Annotated in this window: 18 protein-coding genes; 11 read left to right on the top strand and 7 right to left on the bottom strand. The window is 60.9% G+C overall.

Annotation, left to right across the window (positions count from 1 at the left end; translation table 11 throughout):
- The first annotated feature begins 247 nt into the window (after window positions 1–247).
- Window positions 248–1045 (top strand): creatininase family protein, encoded by a 798-nt coding sequence (locus C5L13_RS11210; protein WP_105383375.1) that lies wholly within the window; start codon window positions 248–250, stop codon window positions 1043–1045.
- Here the strand turns inward: C5L13_RS11210 and C5L13_RS11205 are convergent.
- Window positions 1033–2010 (bottom strand): LysR family transcriptional regulator, encoded by a 978-nt coding sequence (locus C5L13_RS11205; RefSeq protein WP_105383561.1) that lies wholly within the window; start codon window positions 2008–2010, stop codon window positions 1033–1035. The two genes, C5L13_RS11210 and C5L13_RS11205, sit on opposite strands and share 13 nt — an antisense overlap.
- Before the next feature lie 187 nt (window positions 2011–2197).
- Between C5L13_RS11205 and C5L13_RS11200 the strand changes: the two genes are divergently transcribed.
- The 6 genes from C5L13_RS11200 (at window position 2198) to C5L13_RS11175 (ending at window position 8425) form a co-directional block, all read left to right on the top strand.
- The gene (locus C5L13_RS11200; RefSeq protein ID WP_105383374.1) at window positions 2198–3214 is read left to right on the top strand and encodes an ABC transporter substrate-binding protein; all 1017 of its coding nucleotides are present in this window, start codon (window positions 2198–2200) and stop codon (window positions 3212–3214) included.
- A gap of 248 nt (window positions 3215–3462) precedes the next feature.
- On the top strand, window positions 3463–4287 hold the full coding sequence (locus C5L13_RS11195; protein WP_105383373.1) for an ABC transporter ATP-binding protein: 825 nt from the start codon (window positions 3463–3465) through the stop codon (window positions 4285–4287).
- Complete coding sequence (locus C5L13_RS11190) at window positions 4287–5123, top strand: ABC transporter permease (RefSeq protein ID WP_105383372.1); 837 nt, start codon at window positions 4287–4289, stop codon at window positions 5121–5123. Before C5L13_RS11195 ends, C5L13_RS11190 begins: the two co-directional genes overlap by 1 nt.
- Entirely contained in the window at window positions 5123–6436 is a 1314-nt protein-coding gene (locus C5L13_RS11185; RefSeq protein ID WP_105383371.1) for a cytosine deaminase, read from the top strand. The genes C5L13_RS11190 and C5L13_RS11185 overlap by 1 nt, the downstream gene beginning before the upstream one ends.
- Before the next feature lies 1 nt (window position 6437).
- Complete coding sequence (locus tag C5L13_RS11180; RefSeq protein ID WP_105383370.1) at window positions 6438–7844, top strand: FAD-binding oxidoreductase; 1407 nt, start codon at window positions 6438–6440, stop codon at window positions 7842–7844.
- Entirely contained in the window at window positions 7844–8425 is a 582-nt protein-coding gene (locus C5L13_RS11175; protein ID WP_105383369.1) for an NAD(P)H-dependent oxidoreductase, read from the top strand. The genes C5L13_RS11180 and C5L13_RS11175 overlap by 1 nt, the downstream gene beginning before the upstream one ends.
- Here C5L13_RS11175 and C5L13_RS11170 read toward each other — a convergent pair.
- On the bottom strand, window positions 8422–9705 hold the full coding sequence (locus tag C5L13_RS11170; protein WP_105383368.1) for a DUF3422 domain-containing protein: 1284 nt from the start codon (window positions 9703–9705) through the stop codon (window positions 8422–8424). The genes C5L13_RS11175 and C5L13_RS11170 overlap by 4 nt on opposite strands.
- Before the next feature lie 277 nt (window positions 9706–9982).
- Between C5L13_RS11170 and C5L13_RS11165 the strand changes: the two genes are divergently transcribed.
- Window positions 9983–11176, top strand: coding sequence for a low temperature requirement protein A (locus C5L13_RS11165; RefSeq protein ID WP_105383367.1), 1194 nt, complete (start codon window positions 9983–9985; stop codon window positions 11174–11176).
- Between the two features lie 54 nt (window positions 11177–11230).
- Entirely contained in the window at window positions 11231–11806 is a 576-nt protein-coding gene (locus tag C5L13_RS11160) for a transglycosylase SLT domain-containing protein (RefSeq protein ID WP_105383366.1), read from the top strand.
- On the opposite strand, the gene C5L13_RS11155 is transcribed toward C5L13_RS11160, so the two are convergent.
- Window positions 11803–12192 carry a RidA family protein gene (locus tag C5L13_RS11155; RefSeq protein WP_105383365.1) on the bottom strand — a complete coding sequence of 130 codons (390 nt, stop codon included), beginning with the start codon at window positions 12190–12192 and terminating at the stop codon, window positions 11803–11805. The genes C5L13_RS11160 and C5L13_RS11155 overlap by 4 nt on opposite strands.
- 169 nt (window positions 12193–12361) lie before the next feature.
- Here C5L13_RS11155 and C5L13_RS11150 point away from each other — a divergent pair, with 169 nt between their 5' ends.
- Complete coding sequence (locus C5L13_RS11150; protein ID WP_158693436.1) at window positions 12362–13402, top strand: phytanoyl-CoA dioxygenase family protein; 1041 nt, start codon at window positions 12362–12364, stop codon at window positions 13400–13402.
- 45 nt (window positions 13403–13447) lie between these two features.
- Here C5L13_RS11150 and C5L13_RS11145 read toward each other — a convergent pair whose 3' ends face one another.
- A complete protein-coding gene (locus C5L13_RS11145) occupies window positions 13448–14875 on the bottom strand; it encodes an aldehyde dehydrogenase family protein (protein WP_105383363.1) in 1428 nt (475 codons plus the stop codon).
- A gap of 241 nt (window positions 14876–15116) precedes the next feature.
- Here C5L13_RS11145 and C5L13_RS11140 point away from each other — a divergent pair, with 241 nt between their 5' ends.
- On the top strand, window positions 15117–16025 hold the full coding sequence (locus C5L13_RS11140) for a DUF4344 domain-containing metallopeptidase (RefSeq protein WP_105383362.1): 909 nt from the start codon (window positions 15117–15119) through the stop codon (window positions 16023–16025).
- Between the two features lie 74 nt (window positions 16026–16099).
- Here C5L13_RS11140 and C5L13_RS11135 read toward each other — a convergent pair whose 3' ends face one another.
- The 3 genes from C5L13_RS11135 to ung all read right to left on the bottom strand — a co-directional run bounded on the left by C5L13_RS11135 (window position 16100) and on the right by ung (window position 18503).
- Entirely contained in the window at window positions 16100–16714 is a 615-nt protein-coding gene (locus tag C5L13_RS11135) for an alpha/beta hydrolase (protein WP_105383361.1), read from the bottom strand.
- Window positions 16715–16739: 25 nt separating this feature from the next.
- Entirely contained in the window at window positions 16740–17669 is a 930-nt protein-coding gene (locus tag C5L13_RS11130) for a VOC family protein (protein WP_105383360.1), read from the bottom strand.
- 126 nt (window positions 17670–17795) lie between these two features.
- A complete protein-coding gene (ung, locus tag C5L13_RS11125) occupies window positions 17796–18503 on the bottom strand; it encodes a uracil-DNA glycosylase (protein ID WP_105383359.1) in 708 nt (235 codons plus the stop codon).
- Window positions 18504–18511 lie beyond the last annotated feature (8 nt).

Here is an 18511-nt window from a genome sequence, read left to right as displayed (position 1 = left end):
TGCACCCTGTTTGTCGATCGGCTTGTTCGCCGTCTTGTCTCTTGATGGCACAACCATACGCGGCAGGGTTTTCGGCGCGCTTAAGCAGAAAGATGCAATTTTATTGAAATCCGCTTTTTTCCCGCCATGGCACAGCCCACCTCCTAACCTGCGCGCAAAAAGGCAACACGCCGGACGGAAATTGATGCTTTTCGAGACGTGCCCGATCTCCTAACCCTGTCTCAACATCGAGAAAGGCAGGGGCAGCATGGGCAAGCCGTTTTACTGGAACGAACTCAACACGCTCGATTTCGCGCAACTCTCGCCCGAAAAAACCATCGCCATCCTGCCGATAGCATCGACGGAGCAGCATGGCCCGCATCTTCCGATCGCCACCGACGTGGTGATCGCCAACGGCATGCTTGCCGAACTGAAGGCGCAGCGGCCGGAGGAACTCGACTTCCTCGTCCTGCCGACCCAGGAAATCGGCAAGGCGAACGAACACGTTTATGGCCCTGGCACCCTCTCCTTCGGCGCGGAACTGCTCATTCCGATGTGGACGGCAATCGGTGCCAAGGTGGCGGAAGCCGGCGTGAGGAAGCTGGTCATCGTCAATTCCCATGGCGGCAATGTCGATATCATGAGCATTGTCGGCCGCGAATTGCGCGTCCGCTACCAGATGGCGGTAATCGGAACGCAGTGGGGCCGCTTCGGCAACCCGGAAGCCCTGATCAGCGAGCATGAACAGAAATTCGGCATTCATGGCGGCGAAGTGGAAACCTCGCTGATGCTGCATTTCCGCCCGGACCTGGTGCGGATGGACAAGGCTCAGAATTTCGTTTCCAAGGCGGAATGGATGAAGTCCCAGTCAAAATTCATCCAGCCGACGCCACCCCACGCGCTCGCCTGGCTGGCCCATGACCTGAATCCGAACGGCGTGGTAGGCGATGCATCGAAGGGCACGGCGGAAAAGGGCGCATTGATCTGCCGCCATCAGGTCGCGGGCTTCATCGGGATGCTGCGCGACTTCGAAGCTTATTCGCTCGACAATCTTTACTCGCGCTGATCCTGGTCCCGCTGAGCATCCCTCGCCTGGGGCTGGGGCGGCACGTGCCCCTTCGCCTGCAGTTCGCCCACGAGGCCCGAAAGCTCCGACAGCAGAAACTCGACAAACAGGCTGGTTGCGGTATCGAGCGTGGCGCGGGAGCGGGCGAAGAGCTTCATCGGCTGATGACGTGCATGCGGATTGGCGAGCGGCCGGAAAACCAGTTCGCCCCGCCGGCATTCCTGAAGCACGTCGAGCGGATTGAGGAGCGTCAATCCGGTGCCCGCCTTGACGAGTTGCTTCAGCATCTCGGAGGCATTGGTTTCAACGATCGGCTCGACCGGCATTGAGAACGGCGAAAGCGCCAGATTGATGACGTTGCGCAGGCTCGTGCCCTGCTGCGAAAGCACCAGCGGTTCCTGCACCACGTCGGCCAGATCGACTGCGCCCTCGCCCGCCAGCCTGTGTCCCGGCGGCATGACGACACCGATCGGAATGTCGAAATTGGCGAGCGTCCGGATGCCGGGTGTCGCGGGGATATTGAAACCGATGCCGATGTCGACCTCGCCGTTTACCACCGGCTGAATGGTGTTCGAAGGGCCGTCGTTCCTCAAGTGTATGCGCACACGCGGATGCTGGGCGACGAAACGCGCAATGATGTCCGGCAGCGGCCCCGCCGCAAGTCCGACCGTTGCCACCAGCGCCACTTTGCCGGCCTGCGGCATCTTGAGGCCCCGGATGCGCGATTCCATCCGCTCATAGGTCTTCAACACCTCACGGATGTGCTCGATGCACAATTCTCCGGCAGCGGTGAGTTTCAGGCCGCGCGGCATGCGCTCGAAAATCGGCACCCCCAGCTCCTCTTCCAACGCCAGGATCTGCCGGTTGATGGCCGATGACGCGACGTTTAGGCGGGTTGCGGCCTTGCGGATCGATCCGCAGCGGGCAATCTCGTCGATATAGAGCAGCTTTCGCGAATGCAGCATTTGCACCACCATCATTGCATCATTTTTGATCATGCCGCACAATTTGGCAGATCATTTTTCAACCGATGCCGGAAAGGCATCAATGTGGACGAATTTTGATGCTTTTCAAAGAGCAAGGCAACCGTACAAATGCTGTAAAAGAAATGCTCTCACGATGCCGCAGGGTTTAACAGGGGAACGAGACAACATGTCCAATGCATTGACAATGAAGAGTTTTCTGGCGGCGCTTGGCCTCTCTGCGACGCTGCTCGCAGCAGCCCCGGCAGCGGCGCTCGATGAAGTATCCTATGGCACCAACTGGCTGGCCCAGGCAGAGCATGGAGGCTTCTATCAGGCCGTCGCCGATGGCACTTACGAGAAGCATGGCCTAAAAGTGAAGATCGTACAGGGCGGTCCGAACGCCGCCAACCGCGCGCTTCTGATTGCGGGCAAGGTCGATTTTTACATGGGCGGCCCGCTTGGCGACATGGATGCCGTCAAGCAGGGCATTCCGCTGATCAGCGTCGCCTCGATCTTCCAGAAGGACCCGCAGGTTCTGCTCGCCCATCCGGACGCTGGCGTCGACAAGTTCGAGGACCTCGCCAAGCTCGACACGATCTTCATGGGCAAGGAAGGTTACGTCACCTACTTCGAGTGGATGAAGAAGAACTTCAAGGGTTTCCGCGACGACCAGTTCAAGCCCTATACCTTCAACCCGGCTCCCTTCATCGCCGACAAGAAGTCTGCACAGCAGGGCTATCTGACCTCCGAGCCCTATGAGATCGAGAAACAGGCCGGCTGGGCGCCCAAGGTATTCCTCATCGCCGACGCCGGTTATGGCCCCTATTCGACGATGATCACCACGACGCAGCCGATGCTCGACAAGAAGCCCGAGGTCGTGCAGCGTTTCGTGGATGCCTCGATCGAGGGATGGTACAACTATCTCTACGGCAACAACAAAGCCGCCAACGATCTGATCAAGAAGGACAATCCGGAAATGACGGATGGCCAGATCACCTATTCCATCGCCAAGATGAAGGAATACGGGATCGTGGTCTCCGGCGATGCCGAGACGAAGGGCATCGGCTGCATTACCGACGAACGCTACAAGAAGTTCTTCGACTCGATGGTGGCGATCGGCGTCCAGCCCGCCGATCTCGACTACAAGAAGGCCTATTCGACAAAGTTCGTCTGCAAGGGCGTCGGCATGGCGCTGAAGAAGTAGAGTAGACGGAGCGGCAAACTTAACCCTCCCCCTTGTGGGTGTCCGGAGGACGGGACGGGGCAAGCGACCCGTCCCCGGTAGGTGGCCGGCAGGCGGGAGGGGTCTTCCGGTGCAAAAGATCCCTCCCCAACCCCTCCCCACAAGGGGAGGGACTTTAACCTGACGCACCGCCGGGCACCCATACACGATAGCCTCCCCCTCCAGGGAAGGGTGAAGCGGCAAATGCCGCCCTTCTGATCGAGTGAAGCATGATCACGTCCCAAGCCCCATTGATGCCTGCTCCCGGAGACATGCGCAAACGCCCGCTGGTCGTCATGCGCAACGTCTCGAAGATGTTCTCGAGCGGAACGCTGGCACTTTCCGATATGTCGCTGAGCGTCGAAGGCGGCGAGTTCGTCAGCCTGCTCGGCCCGTCCGGCTGCGGCAAGTCGACGGCGCTCAGGATCATCGCCGGGCTCGGCGACGTCTCGTCCGGCACCATCGACTGGCCGAGTTCCCGCATCAATTCCAAAGGCCTGCCGGAAGGCGACATTTCCTTCGTCTTCCAGGAACCGACGCTGATGCCGTGGCAGACGGTGTTCGGCAATGTCCACCTGCCGCTGAAGCTGCGCGGCTTTTCGAAAGCCGCTGCCGGCGACGAGATCATGAAGACGCTTGCGACCGTCGGTCTTCAGGATTTCGCCGACGCCTATCCCCGCGAGCTTTCCGGCGGCATGAAGATGCGCGTCTCGATCGCCCGCGCGCTGGTCACCAAGCCGAAGCTGCTCTTGATGGACGAGCCCTTCGCGGCATTGGACGAAATCACCCGCCAGAAGCTCAATGACGATGTGTTGAGGCTCTGGCGCGAGACCGGCATCACGGTGATCTTCGTCACCCATTCCGTCTTCGAATCGGCCTATCTTTCCAACCGCATCGTGGTGATGAAGGCGCGGCCGGGCCGGGTCCATGCGGACTTTCCGCTGGTGACCAGCATGTCGCGCGACGCGCATTACCGCACGTCGGAAGAATACCGGCAAGCCTGCGAAAAGGTCTCCAATATGCTCCTGGAAGCGATCGGCGGGGAGGAACACTGATGGCGACCGACCCGATCCTCATGTCTGCGAAGCCGAGCCTTTTTACCCGCAATCGCGAGACGCTGCTGCGCACGCTGATCCCGATTTGCGTGGTGGTCGGCCTGATCCTGCTCTGGCAGGTCATCATCACCGTCAACGGCATACCGCAATACATCCTGCCGGGGCCGCTGGCGGTGGCGAACTCTCTCTACAACGACTGGGGAACGCTCTGGCCTGCGCTGTGGGTCACGACACAGATCACCCTGCAGGCGCTGGCGCTGGCGCTGATCGGCGGCGTCGGCATCGCCATCTTCCTCGTGCAGTCGAAATGGATCGAGACGGCTTTCTATCCGATCACGGTCATCCTGCAGGTGACGCCGATCGTGGCCATCGCGCCACTGATCCTGATCTACGCGCCGACGACCCAGGTCGCACTTCTGATCTGCGCCTTCCTTGTGGCCTTCTTCCCGATCCTGTCGAACATGGTGCAGGGACTGAAGAGCGTCGACCACAACCTGCTCAACCTCTTCGATCTCTACGGCGCGTCGCGCTGGCAGACGCTGCTCTATCTCAAGCTTCCCTCCTCGCTCCCCTATTTCATGACGGGTCTGAGGATCGGCGGCGGACTGGCGCTGATTGCAGCCGTCGTGGCGGAATTTGCGGCGGGCTCTGCGGGTGCCGGTTCCGGCCTCGCCTTCCGCCTGCTGGAGTCCCAATATCGGCTCAACATCCCGCGTCTTTTTGCGGCGCTGATCCTGTTGTCGGTGCTGGGCGTGGTGATCTTCATGATCACCTCCTTCATCGCCTGGGCCTTCCTGCACCGCTGGCATGAAAGCAGCCTCAAGAGAGAAAACTGATGCCGGCCCAATTCACGACGCTTCCCGATGCCCGCCGTTTTGCACTCGTCAACGCCACCCTGCCGGCGGTGCTCGTCAAAGGTTTTGCCGCGCCGGCGAAGGAAGGCCTGATCGCAGCGGACCTGATCGTCTCCGAAGGCAAGATCGAAAGGATCCTTCCGGCCGCCACCGCACCCGCCGATCTTGTGACGGTGGACATGCGCGGCGGCATGGTTTGGCCCTGCTTTGTCGACATGCATACCCATCTCGACAAGGGCCATTTCTGGGACCGCAGGCCGAACCCGGACGGCACGTTCGAAGGCGCGCTGATGAATGTGCGCGAAGACCGCATCGCCAACTGGTCGGCCGAGGATATCCGCGCGCGCTTCGAGTTTTCGCTGAAAAGCGCCTATGCCTATGGCACGAAGCTGATCCGTACTCATCTCGATTCGATCCCCCCGCAGCCGGATATTTCCTTCCCGCTGTTTGCGGAACTTCGCGAGGAGTGGAAGGACAGGATCGCGTTGCAGGCAGTCGCTCTCCTGCCGCTGGAATGCGTGTCCGACGAGGCGGTTTTCAACGGCATCGTCGCGACGACGAAGCGTTATGGCGGGCTGCTTGGCGGCGCGACACGCATTCTCCCCGACTTCGAATACATCCTCGACCGGCTGTTCCGAGCCGCCAGCGACAACCGCCTCGATATCGATCTGCATGTGGACGAGACGGAAGACAAGCAGGTTCTGACGCTGGAAGCGATCGCCGACGCCAAACATCGCAACCGCTTCGAGGGCGCGGTCACCGTCGGCCATTGCTGTTCGCTGGCGCGTCAGGACGACGAGACTGCCAAGCGCGTCATCGACAAGGTCGCCGAGGCCGGCATCTCGGTCGTTTCGCTGCCGATGTGCAACATGTATCTGCAGGACCGCCACGCGGGCCGCACGCCCCGCTGGCGCGGCGCCACGCTTTTCCACGAACTCGCTGCCGCCGGTGTGAGAACGGCCGTCTCCTCCGACAACACCCGCGATCCCTTCTACGCCTATGGCGACATGGATCCGGTCGAAGTGTTCCGTGAGGCGGTGCGCATCCTGCATCTCGACCATCCGCTCGACACATCCGCCCACGTCGTCACCTCGACGCCAGCGGAAATCCTCGGCCGGCCGGATATCGGCGTGATCGCCGAAGGCGCTCCCGCCGATCTCGTGCTCTTCAGCGCAAGGCGCTGGAGTGAATTCCTTTCCCGTCCGCAGGCCGACCGCATCGTGATGCGGAATGGCATGGGCATCGACCGTCGCCTGCCGGACTACCGTGACCTGGACCCGCTTCTGGAAAGATAAGATGGCAGACTACGCACAGATCAAGAAAGAGCTCGAAGGCATCGCGGTGGAGGACAATCCGGCGCTGGTGCGCCAGAAGAGCCGCGATTTCTACTGGTATTCGCCGATCCTGAAAGAGGAGCTCGACACCGTCACCGCCGATCTCGTCGTCTCGCCGAAGAGTGAAGAAGAGGTGATCCGCGCCTTGAAGGTCGCCTATGCGCATGGCGTGCCGATCACCCCGCGCGGTGCCGGCACCGGCAATTACGGCCAGGCCATGCCGCTCTCCGGCGGCATCGTCTTGAACCTCATCAACATGAACAAGGTGAAAGAGATCCATCCGGGCCGCGTTATCGCAGAGCCCGGCATCGTGATCGCCGAGCTCGACCGCCAGACCAAGGCTCATTCCGGCCAGGAACTGCGCTTCCACCCCTCCACCGCCCAGACCGCGACGATCGGCGGTTTCATCGCCGGCGGCTCAGGCGGCGTCGGCTCGATCCACTGGGGCGGCCTGCGCGATCTCGGCAATATTCTGAGGTTGCGCGTCGTCACCATGGAAGCCGAGCCGCGCGTCCTCGACCTCACCGCCTGGGATCTCCAGAAGGTCACCCATGCCTACGGCACCAACGGCATCATCGTCGAGGTCGAAATGCCGCTTGCCCCGGCCTATGACTGGGTGGACGTGCTGGTCGGTTATGACGACTTCATGGATGCGGTCCGGTTCGGCGACCAGATCGCCCACAAGAACGGCATCCTTGTGAAGGAAATCGCCCCGATCGCAGCACCGATTCCCTACGACTTCTTTCCGCGCCACAAGCCCTTCATCCGGCATCGCGGCCAGTCGATCTGCGTGCTGATGGTGGCACCGCATTCCATGGATGCCTTCACCGCCTTCACCGAACGCCAGAAGGGCGAAATCCTTTTCCGCTCCGACAAGGTCGAGAGCATGAAAGGCATCCCGCATGCCTACGAGCTTGCCTGGAACCACACGACGCTGCGCGCGCTGAAGGTCGATCCGAACTTCACCTATCTGCAGGTCCAGTATCCGGGGCCCGACCATGTTGCCAAGGTCGAGAAAATGGTGAAGATCTTTGGCGACGAAGTGCCGGGGCATCTGGAATTCATCAAGTTCGACGGCCGCATGCAGTGCTCCGGCCTGCCGCTCGTGCGCTACACGACCCGCGAGCGGCTGGAAGAGATCATCAAGATCCACCAGGACAACGGCTGCCCGATCTTCAACCCGCATCGCTACACGCTCGAGGAAGGCGGCATGAAGCAGACGGACGTGGTGCAGCTCGCCTTCAAGAAGGAGACCGATCCGAAGGGCCTCCTGAACCCCGGCAAGATGATCGCCTGGGAAAACCCCGACTTCGATTTCTCGGCGGGCAAGAACTACCTCTTCCCCGGCCTTGCCGTCGCGGAGGGCTGATGAAGATCCTGCTTCTTCACTCCCATCCCGTCGAATCGAGCTATGGCGCAGCCTTGCATGCCGCGACGCGCGAAAGCCTTCAGAGGGCCGGACACGATGTGGACGACTGCAATCTCTATGCCGAGAACTTCAATCCGATCCTCTCGCGCGAAGAGCGGATCGGCTATCACGACGTGCCGGGCAATATCGAGCCGGTACGTTCCTATGTGGAACGGTTGCAGGCCGCAGAAGCGCTGGTGATCGTCACTCCGATCTGGAACTTCGGCTGGCCTGCCATCCTGAAGGGCTATTTCGACCGCGTCTGGCTGCCGGGCGTGACTTTCGACCTAGCGGACGGCGTGCTCACCCGCAAGCTCACCAATATTCGCAAGGTCGGCGTGGTCTTGACCTACGGCGCCACCCGCTGGCGGGCCTTCATGGCGGGTAATCCGCCGAAAAAGATCGCCACTCGCGTGCTTCGGGTCACCACCAATCCGGCACGCCGGGTGACTTTCCTCGCTCACTACGACATGAACAACTGCACGGCGGAAACCCGAGCCGCATTCCTCGCCAAGGTGAAGCGCGAGATGGAGCGATTTTAAGGGGTCGGCCGGACGTCGTCCTTGTGGCTTTTGCGGATACGCCTCACCAGCAGCCAGACCGCGATCACCACGACCGGAACGGCGGCACCCGTCAGCGTCTCCGGGGCCACCTCGACCCCGATATTGTGGGCGAATTTCGCGAGGTAGCCCACGAGCCCGATCACGTAGTAGGAAATGGCGGCGACCGAGAGGCCTTCGACCGTCTGCTGCAGGCGAAGCTGCAGATGGGCGCGCTGGTTCATCGAATCGAGAAGCTTGGTATTGAACTTCTGCAGATCGACGTCGATCCAGCTTCTCAAAAGCGCGGTTGCGCGTGCCAGCTTGCGCGACAGGTTTGCCTGCCGCTCTTCGACCGACTGGCAGGTCCGCATTGCCGGAGCAAGACGCCGCTGCAGGAACGAACCGAGGGACTCGTTCCCCGACAGCGGTTTTTCAGCCAGCATCGCGACGCGTTCGAGAACGATATTGTAATAAGCGCGGCTCGCTCCGAACCGATAGAGGCTGAGCGCCGCATTGGCTTCGAGCTCGGCCGCCAGGTGTGTGATCTCCGTCAGCATAGCGTCCGCTTCCTGACGGGCGCGTTGCTTCATGTGCTGGGTCACGGTCGTAAAGCCGTTTTCGATCCGGCGGATTTCGGGCGACAGCGTCAGCGCAAGCGGCAAGCCCATCATCGCCAGTGTTCGATAGGTCTCGATGTCGAGGATACGCTGCACCAGAGCGCCACGCCCGCCATCGGTCATTCCGTTGTCGAGGATAAGAAATTTGGTGAGCCCGTCGCCATCCTGGCGGAAATCGGTCACGACCGTCGCCTGGCCGTCGGCGACTATGCTCCGACAGAGGCTGGTCGGATCGAAACTGGAAATGACCTGGCTCAGGTCGTCGTTTGCGGGTCGGATTTCAATCCTGACGCCCGAGATGAACGGACCCGGAGCCTTGAAGCTCGCGCCAAACGGGTTGATCGGAATCTCGCCGCCAAACAGGGCCGGGGCCGGCGCATCCCAGAAATAGGTTGAAAATTCGGTGTGCTTCTCCCAGCGCAGCGTCCCATTGCCCCAGTTCATCGTGTGATGGCTGCTGTCTGCGGCTGGCGGCGCCACCCCCTGCCCCAGCGACATTTCCGCCAGGATCGCCTGGTCGGCAGCAAAATTTGCTTCCGTCAGAAAGGCAAGCTGGAAGATCACCCGGGGCAGCGAGACGAGCGTATAGGGACGCGAATGGACCTCGCCGAGCGCACGCGCACGGATGTCGGCGGCTGGAAACGAAAAGCTGCGTTTCGTCATGCACTCTCCCGATGGGCGCCACTGGCTAAATTAGCTCTTATCAAATGCCCGCCCTAGCACGAAGCGACTGTTTGACGCAGCAAGACAAAGAAAGCGGATTGTGCTGGATGGATATCATCCGCCTCTCAGGCTCATGAATCGCTGTCATGAAATTCCGTATCCCTTGCAAGGTGACCCCGGCCTTCGATTCATCTTGTCGGCGGGAGGTTCTTCCTTGCCATCGGAGGGATCTGCCTTCAGAAAACAGAAATCGGGATTCTTCGGTTGAGGGGGCAAGATGAGCAACGCATATTCCTTGAAAGATACCATCCTGCGCCCTCTTCTCCCGCGCGACCCCGACGAACATCACCGCGCCGCGACGCCCCTGGAACTGCTTTTCGATCTGGTGTCGGTCATCGCCATTGCGTCCGCCGCCGCCGGGCTGCACCACGCCATCGCCGAAAACCACGCAAGCCAAGGTATCGTTATCTATCTGATCGCATTTTTCTGCATCTGGTGGGCCTGGATGAATTTCACCTGGTTTTCGTCGGCCTACGACAATGACGACGTCGTCTACCGACTCCTGACGATGATCCTGATGGGCGGATCGCTGACCATGGCGGCCGGCATCCAGATCCTTTTCTCAGCGTCGCCGGATCTTACCATGGTCGTTCTGGGCTATGTCGTCATGCGTCTCGCCATGGTGTTGCTCTGGCTGCGCGCCGCCTACCATGATCCCGCCCGCCGCAGGACGAACGTCGCTTATGCCGTGGGTATCTTCCTCGTGCAGATCTACTGGCTGATCTTCCTGGCGACGCAGCTGCTGTCGACCGGCTTCGGTTACGCCCTCTGGGTCCTGGGCGCCCTGCTCGAACTCGCGGTTCCCGCCATTGCAGAACCGCTCACCAAGAACACGCCCTGGCACCGCCATCACATCATGGAACGTTATGGACTGCTGAACATCATCGTGCTCGGCGAGACCCTGCTTGCCGGCTCCATCGCGCTCCGCCAGTTCGCGGGCGAATTCAACCTCATGCTGGTGCACACCGCGCTTTCGGCGCTGGTCATCGTTTTCGCGCTCTGGTGGGCCTATTTCGCCCGGCAGGAACATCTCGGCAGCCACAAACTCACCCGCGCACTGCAATGGGGGTATGGGCATTTCTTCATTTTCATGTCCGGCGCGGCGGTCGGCGCCGGCTTTGCCGTGCTGGTCGACATCATCACCCACCATTCCGAGCTTCCGCTTATCGTCGGCGACTATGCCGTGGCAATTCCGGTGGCGATCTATTTCGCAAGCCTCTGGTTCGTGCGCGACCGCTTTGCCTGCGCCGGTGCCGGGCGTTATGCCCTCCTCGTTTTCGGTCTGCTCGGCTTGGCCGCACCGGCAGTCGGGTTCGGTCTCGAAGGGATCGCGGCAACCGCAGCGCTCGGCGTGATCGTCCGCAACTGGCTCGCCACCCGCTCGGTGCCCGCACCATCCGTGGCTCACTAAACTTTTCCTTAAATTTTACCGGTTATTAATCTCTCAGAACCGAGTGATTAAGCGATGCGTATTGCGTTTTTCATCGCCCTCATGGCGCTAACCCTGACTGCCTGTGCCTCCGCGCCGAGCCGGATCACCGATGCCTGCGCAATCTTCGAGCAGCGCGATGGGCTCTTCAACAACTGGGCGCGCGACGCCAAAAAGGCGGAACGGGAATTCGGCGTGCCCGTGCCGATCCTGATGGCGACGATCTACGTGGAATCAGGCTTCAAGGCCAATGCCCGTCCGCCGCGCACGAAGCTGCTCGGCTTCATCCCATGGACGCGCCCCTCCTCTGCCTACGGCTATGCGCAGGCGCTCGACGGCACTTGGCTGAGCTACAAGAAGGATACCGGCCGCTGGAGCGCCAGCCGCTCGGACTTCACCGACGCCGTTCATTTCGTCGGCTGGTACCACAACCAGAGCCATGTGAAGAACGGCATTCAGTTGAACGACAGCTACAATCTCTATCTCGCCTACTATTCCGGCCAGGCGGGTTACGAACGCGGCCAGTTCTCCTCAGGCACGCGGCAGGCGGCGCAGAAATCCGCCGGCATGGCCGCGAAATACGAAGCCCAGCTGAGGCGCTGCGGCTATTAAAACACCTTCGCGGCCGTCACTTCCACTTCGACCAGGAACTCCGCGCGGGTAAAGCCGCCGACGACGATCAGCGTCGAGACAGGCTTTGGGTCGAGCGTGTAGCGGTCGCGCACTACCATATAGGCGGGGAAATCCTCGCGGCTGGTAACGAAGCCCGATATGCGGATGACGTCCGCATAGGTCATGCCCGCCTCTTCGAGGATTGCGCCGATCGCCTGGAAGCAGAGGTCGGCCTGCCGCGTGACATCAGGCGGGATCTTGTCATCAGGCGAGATTCCGAGCTGACCTGAGGTGACGAGCAGGCTTGCGCCGGGCGGCACCAGCAGGCCGTGATTATAGGCGCCGAAAGGCTTGCGGACGACCGGCGGGTTGAAAACACGCTTCATGGCAACAACCTCTTTCTGTTTCAGACATGTGTGGAATCGGCGCCAGTAGACTGGCATTCGGGCGTGTGTTCAAGGCGTCGATACGTGATCGTGTCGACCGTCTCCAGCCCCTCTTGCTTCGCCGTGGTTTCTGCTTCTATCTTCTGACCGAAAAATGGGGAGTAGGTTCATGCCGCGAACTATCGATCAATGGTGGCGTTATCCAGGCTTTGCTCTTCGCGTCTTCGGAAGCGAAAAGTCCTTCCGCAAGAATCCGGTGATCGGCAATCCGCGTCTCAACGAACTGGGCCTCCATCGCGAGCGCGTCCGCCTTGCGGCGAATATGGCAGCCTATCGCCGGCGCCTGCTCGGCATCTCCGTGAGTGCGGCAGAACGGGAAGCATTCCAGCGGGACGGATTTGTGGTCCGCGAAAATGCCCTGCCGGCGGACGTATTCCAGCGGATACGCGACTACCTCAAGAACCAACCCTTGCCGGCTCGCGAAATGCGTCAGGGACAGACCGTTACGCGGATGACCCCCATCAACCCGAATGCGCTGGAGAAACTGCCGGATCTGGCGCGGTTCAGCCAAGATCCCTCGATTGCAGGCCTCGTCCGCTATGTCGGAGGCATCGGGGGGGATCCGGTGTATTTCATCCAGACCGTGATCGCAGAACCCGCAATCCAGGAGGCGGACCCCCAAACCGCCCTGCATGCGGATACCTTCCATTCGAGCTCCAAGGCCTGGCTTTTTCTCGATGACGTCGGACCGGACGACGGACCTTTCGTCTTCGTCCCCGGCAGTCACAAGCTGACCGAAAAGCGACTGGAATGGGAATACCGGCAGAGCCTCATGGCGAGTGCAGACGGCCGCACTCACCATGCCGAGGGGTCGTTCCGCGTCACTCCCGAAGAATTATCGACGTTGGGCGATTTTACGCCACGGAAGGTCGTGGTGTCCGCAAATACCCTAGTCGTGGCCGATACGTACGCTTTCCATTCACGCGCTGTCAGCCATCGGCATACGGTTCGGGTGGAATTGCATGCCTATCACCGCGGCAATCCCTTCGCGCCTCTGCCGCTCTCGGCGACCGCGCTGGTTCCCGGCCTCCGCGACCGCCGGCTGGATATCCATCTGGCGCTATCCGACAGAAAAGCCAAGCGCGACGGCAGGGTTCCGACCTGGAGGGATGTCGGAGCCTGCACCGCCTATTCCGAACCCCATATTTGATCGGCCCCGCACCGCAAACGGCCCGTCTGCGGACGCTCTGCCAAGCTAAACGCCGTAGCCGACGATGCCCTTGACCTCCAGAAAGTCGTGGATGCCCCAGTCGGCATATTCGCGGCCGTTGCCGGACTGCTTGTAGCCGCCGAAGGGCGCGGACAGATCCCAATCCGGATAGTTGACGAAGACCGAACCGGCCCGCAGCCGCGCCGCCACCTTGCGGGCATGCCCGATATCTCCGGACTGGACATAGGCCGCCAGCCCGTAAGGCGTATCGTTGGCGATCTCGACCGCCTGGTCTTCGCTTTCGTAGGGAAGGATCGACAGAACCGGCCCGAAGATTTCTTCGCGGGCGATCGTCATGTCATTGGTGACATGACCGAACACGGTCGGGCGGATATAGTAGCCGCGGTTGAGGCCCTCCGGCCGACCCGGCCCGCCGGTAACGAGTGTTGCGCCTTCCTTGATTCCTGCCTCGATCAGCCGCTGGATCTTGTCGTATTGCGTCTGGCTGACGACGGGGCCGAGATCGATCCCATCGGCACGCGGATCGCCGGTCTTCAGCTTTTCCGCCGCGACCTTGGCGATCTGCAGCGCCTGGTCATGACGCTCAGTGGGTACCAGCATCCGCGTCGGCGCATCGCAGGACTGGCCCGAATTGCCGAAACAGGCGGTAACGCCGTCCGCAACGGCCTTTTCGAACTCCGCATCGGGAAGGATGATATTGGGCGACTTGCCGCCGAGTTCCTGCGCCACGCGCTTCACCGTGTCGGCGGCGGTCTTGGCGACGATGATGCCGGCCCGCGTCGAACCGGTGAAGGAAACCATATCGACATCAGGATGGCCGGCCATGACCTGACCGACATCAGGCCCGGTGCCGTTGACGAGGTTGAACACGCCCTTCGGCGTGCCTGCGGCTTCCATCACCTCGGCGAAGATGATGCCGCTGATCGGCGCGATCTCGGAAGGTTTCAGCACCATGGTGCAGCCGGCGGCGATGGCCGGGCCGACCTTGCAGGTGATCTGGTTGAGCGGCCAGTTCCACGGTGTGATCAGCGCGCAGACGCCGATCGGCTCCCTGACGATCATGGTCGAGCCGCGCGCCGCGGTGAATTCGTAGTTTTCGAGTGCCTCGATCGTGGCCGCGAGATGCCCCTTGCCGGCCGCAGCCTGCGCATCGTGGGCAAAGGCGAGCGGCGCCCCCATCTCCTGGGAGACCGCCCGCGCGATATCTTCATATCGCTTTTCGTATTCGGCCAGGATGCGCTTCAGGAGCGCCAGCCGCTCTGCCTTCGACCATTGCGAAAAAGCGGGAAACGCCGCCTTGGCAGCAGCGACCGCCTTGTCCACGTCCGCCTTCGAGCCCAAAGCGATCCGCGTATAGGCCTCTTCCGTGGAGGGATCGACGACATCCAGCGCAACAGGAATTTCCGGCGTCACCCAGATCCCGTCGATGAAGAATTTCAGGTGGTTGCTCATGGAAGCTCTCCGGATCAAAACGGATATGGTGAGCCACTATCGGCGATGATTTTTTGACCCGCAAGCCCGCAAAGCGACATCGGCCGCTGCCTGCGCCTCCCCAACCCGATCAAGCGGGTTTCAGGCCGTAGCTGATACTTTTCGTCAAGCCGGTAATACTTCGACAACAATACGAATTCATCGAGACTTAAACCATAGCTGTTACAGATCGAGACAACTTTCAGCAATATAACGAGGGCCTATGCGACGCAGTCTTCTTCAAATTGCCTTGGCAGGCCTCCTGGCTCTGTCGGCGCCGAATGTGGGTGCTGAAACCCTGGAGGACGACCTCAAGGGCCTGACGGATGAGCAGATCGGCGACACGGTCGAGTTCGCCTTCGGCAACGCGCTGTTCTTCCTCTTCCACGAGGCCGGACACATGCTGGTCTCCGAATTCGACCTGCCGGTCCTTGGCCGCGAGGAGGACGCGGTGGATACGCTCTCCACCCTTCTGCTTCTGGAAGCGGGTGCGGACGTCTTCACGACAGCTTTGATCGATTCCGTCGACGGATGGACATTGTCCGCCGAAGCGAGCGAAGCGGCGGAGCACGAACAGATTCTCTGGGACGCGCACGGCCTCGACCGCCAGCGCGCCTTCAACATGGTCTGTCTGATGGTCGGTAAGGATGCCGAGAAATTCACCGAATCCGCAGACGATCTCGAGCTGCCGGCCGGCCGTCGGCAAGAATGCGTCAATGAATACCAGAAGGCTCATGCAAGCTGGTTCGGCGTATTGAAGCCGCACGTGCGGAGCGATGACCAGAAGAGCAAATTCACGATCACCTACAAGCCCGCGAAGAACAACGACCTCAAGGACTATGCGGACCTGGTGAAGGAAGCCCAGGTTCTCGAGATCCTGCAGGAACTCGTCTCCGGCCTCTACAAACTCGATGACGGCATCAAGCTGACGGCAGCCGAATGCGGAGAACCCAACGCCTATTGGTCGGCGGGCAACCGCGAAGTGACCTACTGCTACGAGCTGATGCAGTGGCATGCGCAGGCGATCGCCAGGTATTTCAAGGAAAATGCCGAGAGCGGCGAAGAAGAAAAACAGGAAGAGACAAAGCCTGGGCTGAAGTTTGTGTTCGGCAAGGCCACCGCTCGTCAGTAGGGTCTCGGGAGGCAATACGAGTGCCCGGTTTGCGCCATCGCGGGCTGCAGACCGGGCAATCTTTTTTTCAGCGTTCAGGCTCCGTATGGAGCGAAGAACTTCTTGGCCGCTTCGATCTCGTTCGGCCGGATCTCATGGCCGCCGACATGCCACTGGAGCGTCACCTCATCGCCCTGCCGCTTGAAATAGTCGGCAAGCTCGACGCTTTGCGGCACGGGGCAGATCGGATCGTTCTGGCCCGCGGTGATCAGCACATGCGCCGTCTCCTTGATCTTCCTGTCCTTCGGCTGGAACGGGATCAAAGGATGCATCAGCACACCCGCATCGAACAGGCCGGGTTTCTCGATCATGATGTTGGCGAGAATATTCGCGCCATTCGAGAACCCGAGCCCCAAGACGGTGGATGACTCGTATCGGTCGCGGTTGGCAGCCACGAACTCACCCATCCGCTCGGTCGCCCGGGCCAGATCCTCGCAATCGTAGACGCCTTCCGCCTTGCGCCGGAAGAAGCGCGCCGCGCCATGTTCGGAAATGTCGCCACGCGGCGAGATCACCGTGGCGTTGGGCAGAAGCCGCCCGCCGAAATCGAAGAACTGGTTTTCGTCACCACCGGTGCCATGGAAGACGAACAGGATCGGCGATCCCGGCGCACCGGGCCTCGCCCGGTGCACATAGCTGTCATAACTCATCTTGTTTCTCCTTACCCGGAACCTGCTAGACCAGCGGCTCCAGATGTTGTTCCAGCGCGCTTCTCAGATGCGCATGCTGCGCAGGCAGCTTCAGCGCTTCACCGAGATGTGCCGTGTCCTCGTCCCGGTCGAAACCCGGTTCATTGGTGGCGATTTCGAACAGCACGCCACCCGGCGTGCGGAAATAGATCGCCCAGAAGTAATCGCGGTCGATGACCGGCGTGACCTGATAGCCGGTATCCATCAGCGCCTTGCGTACTTCGAGCTGCTTTTCGCGGTTTTCGACCGCAAAGGCGATGTGATGGACCGAACCGGCGCCAAGCCGTGCCCCGCTGATGTTCGGCATGGTTTCGACGTCGATGAAGTCGGCACCATTACCGCCCGGGACTCCGAAGCGGGTCACGCCGTCCCTGGCGTCGATTTGGCTGTAACCCATGAACTTCAGGAGTTCGGCGGTGGCACCGTCGTCACGCAGACGCATCGAAGCCGAATGGAAGCCGCGGATTGCCTCCGCCTCACCGACGCCGTTGCCGGTCCAGGGAGCGCGCGGATCGTCCTTGACTTCGACAAGCGCAAACCCGTCACCATCGGGACCGGCGAAATGCAGTCGGTTGTCACCGAAGGCATTGTCCGTCTTGATCCCTTCGGCGCCTGCCTTCGTCAGCCGATCCGTCCAGTAACCGAACGAGCCCTGCGGGACGGAGAAGAGCGTCGTACCCACTTCGCCGGTGCCGGGACGGCCGCGGGCGATATGCGGGAACGGGAAGTAGGTCATGACAGAGCCGGGGGTACCGACTTCGTCGCCATAATAGAGATGGTAGACATCAGGCGCGTCGAAATTGACGGTCTTCTTGACCCGGCGCAGGCCGAGGGTGTCCGTGAAGAACTTGTTGTTGGTGCTGGCGCTCGCAGCCATCGATGTGACGTGGTGGAGGCCCTTGATCTGGTCGAGCATTTTAAACCCCTTTCTGGGACCGCCCTGGCGGCCCGTTGTTCTGGGGCAATATTTGGTTCATCGAACGCCGGTTGGATAGATGAACGCGTCAGAACGCATTGTTCACTATTCGAAGACGACAAATGATTAATTGTTCACAGGAGGCGCGGCCGATGGCAATTGCCAGTCGATTGGCTGCTTGCCGCGCGACGCGAGGAAATCATTGGCTTTCGAAAAATGACGGCAGCCGAAAAAGCCGTTATGAGCCGAAAGCGGCGACGGATGTGGCGCCTTCAGAACGAGATGTTTCCTTGTATCGACGAATGCCGCCTTCTTCTGCGCATAGGAGCCCCAGAGCATGAAGACCACGCCGTCGCACTCCTCGTTGACGGCGCGGATGACGGCGTCGGTAAAGCGCTCCCAGCCACGGCCCTGATGCGCGGCCGCCCTGCCCTCTTCCACAGTCAAAACGCTGTTCAAAAGCAGCACGCCCTGGTTCGCCCAATGCTCGAGAAAGCCGTGGCCGACCGGAGGAATGCCGAGATCGGTCTGGATTTCCTTGTAGATGTTGACGAGCGAAGGAGGAATGCGGACGCCGGGGCGGACGCTGAAACACAGTCCGTGCGCCTGTCCATGCCCGTGATAGGGATCCTGCCCAAGAATAACGACCTTCACCCGATCGAGCGGCGTGAGGTCGAGCGCGCGGAAATATTCGCCGCCTTTCGGAAAGATGCGCTTGCCGGACTCCTTCTCGGAAAGGAGAAAGCGCCTCAGCTCGCTCATGTACGGATTGGAAAACTCCGGTCCGAGCGCCCGCTTCCAGCTTTCCTCGAGCCTGACTTCGCCCTCCGCCATGACCCCGT

Origin of the sequence: Neorhizobium alkalisoli, assembly GCF_002968635.1 — a bacterium.
GTDB classification, from domain to species: Bacteria; Pseudomonadota; Alphaproteobacteria; order Rhizobiales; family Rhizobiaceae; genus Neorhizobium; species Neorhizobium alkalisoli.
Note: the sequence above shows the minus strand (reverse complement) of the source record. Positions and strands in the feature narration are given on the sequence as shown.

Coding starts and splice junctions, on each gene's coding strand:
- ung (WP_105383359.1), bottom strand. CDS start 18,503: ATGGCGGAGGGCGAAGTCAGGCTCGAGGAAAGCTGGAAGCGGGCGCTC.
- C5L13_RS11150 (WP_158693436.1), top strand. CDS start 12,362: ATGCCGCGAACTATCGATCAATGGTGGCGTTATCCAGGCTTTGCTCTT.
- C5L13_RS11205 (WP_105383561.1), bottom strand. CDS start 2,010: ATGCTGCATTCGCGAAAGCTGCTCTATATCGACGAGATTGCCCGCTGC.
- C5L13_RS11170 (WP_105383368.1), bottom strand. CDS start 9,705: ATGACGAAACGCAGCTTTTCGTTTCCAGCCGCCGACATCCGTGCGCGT.
- C5L13_RS11180 (WP_105383370.1), top strand. CDS start 6,438: ATGGCAGACTACGCACAGATCAAGAAAGAGCTCGAAGGCATCGCGGTG.
- C5L13_RS11140 (WP_105383362.1), top strand. CDS start 15,117: ATGCGACGCAGTCTTCTTCAAATTGCCTTGGCAGGCCTCCTGGCTCTG.
- C5L13_RS11195 (WP_105383373.1), top strand. CDS start 3,463: ATGATCACGTCCCAAGCCCCATTGATGCCTGCTCCCGGAGACATGCGC.
- C5L13_RS11160 (WP_105383366.1), top strand. CDS start 11,231: ATGCGTATTGCGTTTTTCATCGCCCTCATGGCGCTAACCCTGACTGCC.
- C5L13_RS11165 (WP_105383367.1), top strand. CDS start 9,983: ATGAGCAACGCATATTCCTTGAAAGATACCATCCTGCGCCCTCTTCTC.
- C5L13_RS11190 (WP_105383372.1), top strand. CDS start 4,287: ATGGCGACCGACCCGATCCTCATGTCTGCGAAGCCGAGCCTTTTTACC.
- C5L13_RS11130 (WP_105383360.1), bottom strand. CDS start 17,669: ATGCTCGACCAGATCAAGGGCCTCCACCACGTCACATCGATGGCTGCG.
- C5L13_RS11210 (WP_105383375.1), top strand. CDS start 248: ATGGGCAAGCCGTTTTACTGGAACGAACTCAACACGCTCGATTTCGCG.
- C5L13_RS11175 (WP_105383369.1), top strand. CDS start 7,844: ATGAAGATCCTGCTTCTTCACTCCCATCCCGTCGAATCGAGCTATGGC.
- C5L13_RS11200 (WP_105383374.1), top strand. CDS start 2,198: ATGTCCAATGCATTGACAATGAAGAGTTTTCTGGCGGCGCTTGGCCTC.
- C5L13_RS11185 (WP_105383371.1), top strand. CDS start 5,123: ATGCCGGCCCAATTCACGACGCTTCCCGATGCCCGCCGTTTTGCACTC.
- C5L13_RS11155 (WP_105383365.1), bottom strand. CDS start 12,192: ATGAAGCGTGTTTTCAACCCGCCGGTCGTCCGCAAGCCTTTCGGCGCC.
- C5L13_RS11145 (WP_105383363.1), bottom strand. CDS start 14,875: ATGAGCAACCACCTGAAATTCTTCATCGACGGGATCTGGGTGACGCCG.
- C5L13_RS11135 (WP_105383361.1), bottom strand. CDS start 16,714: ATGAGTTATGACAGCTATGTGCACCGGGCGAGGCCCGGTGCGCCGGGA.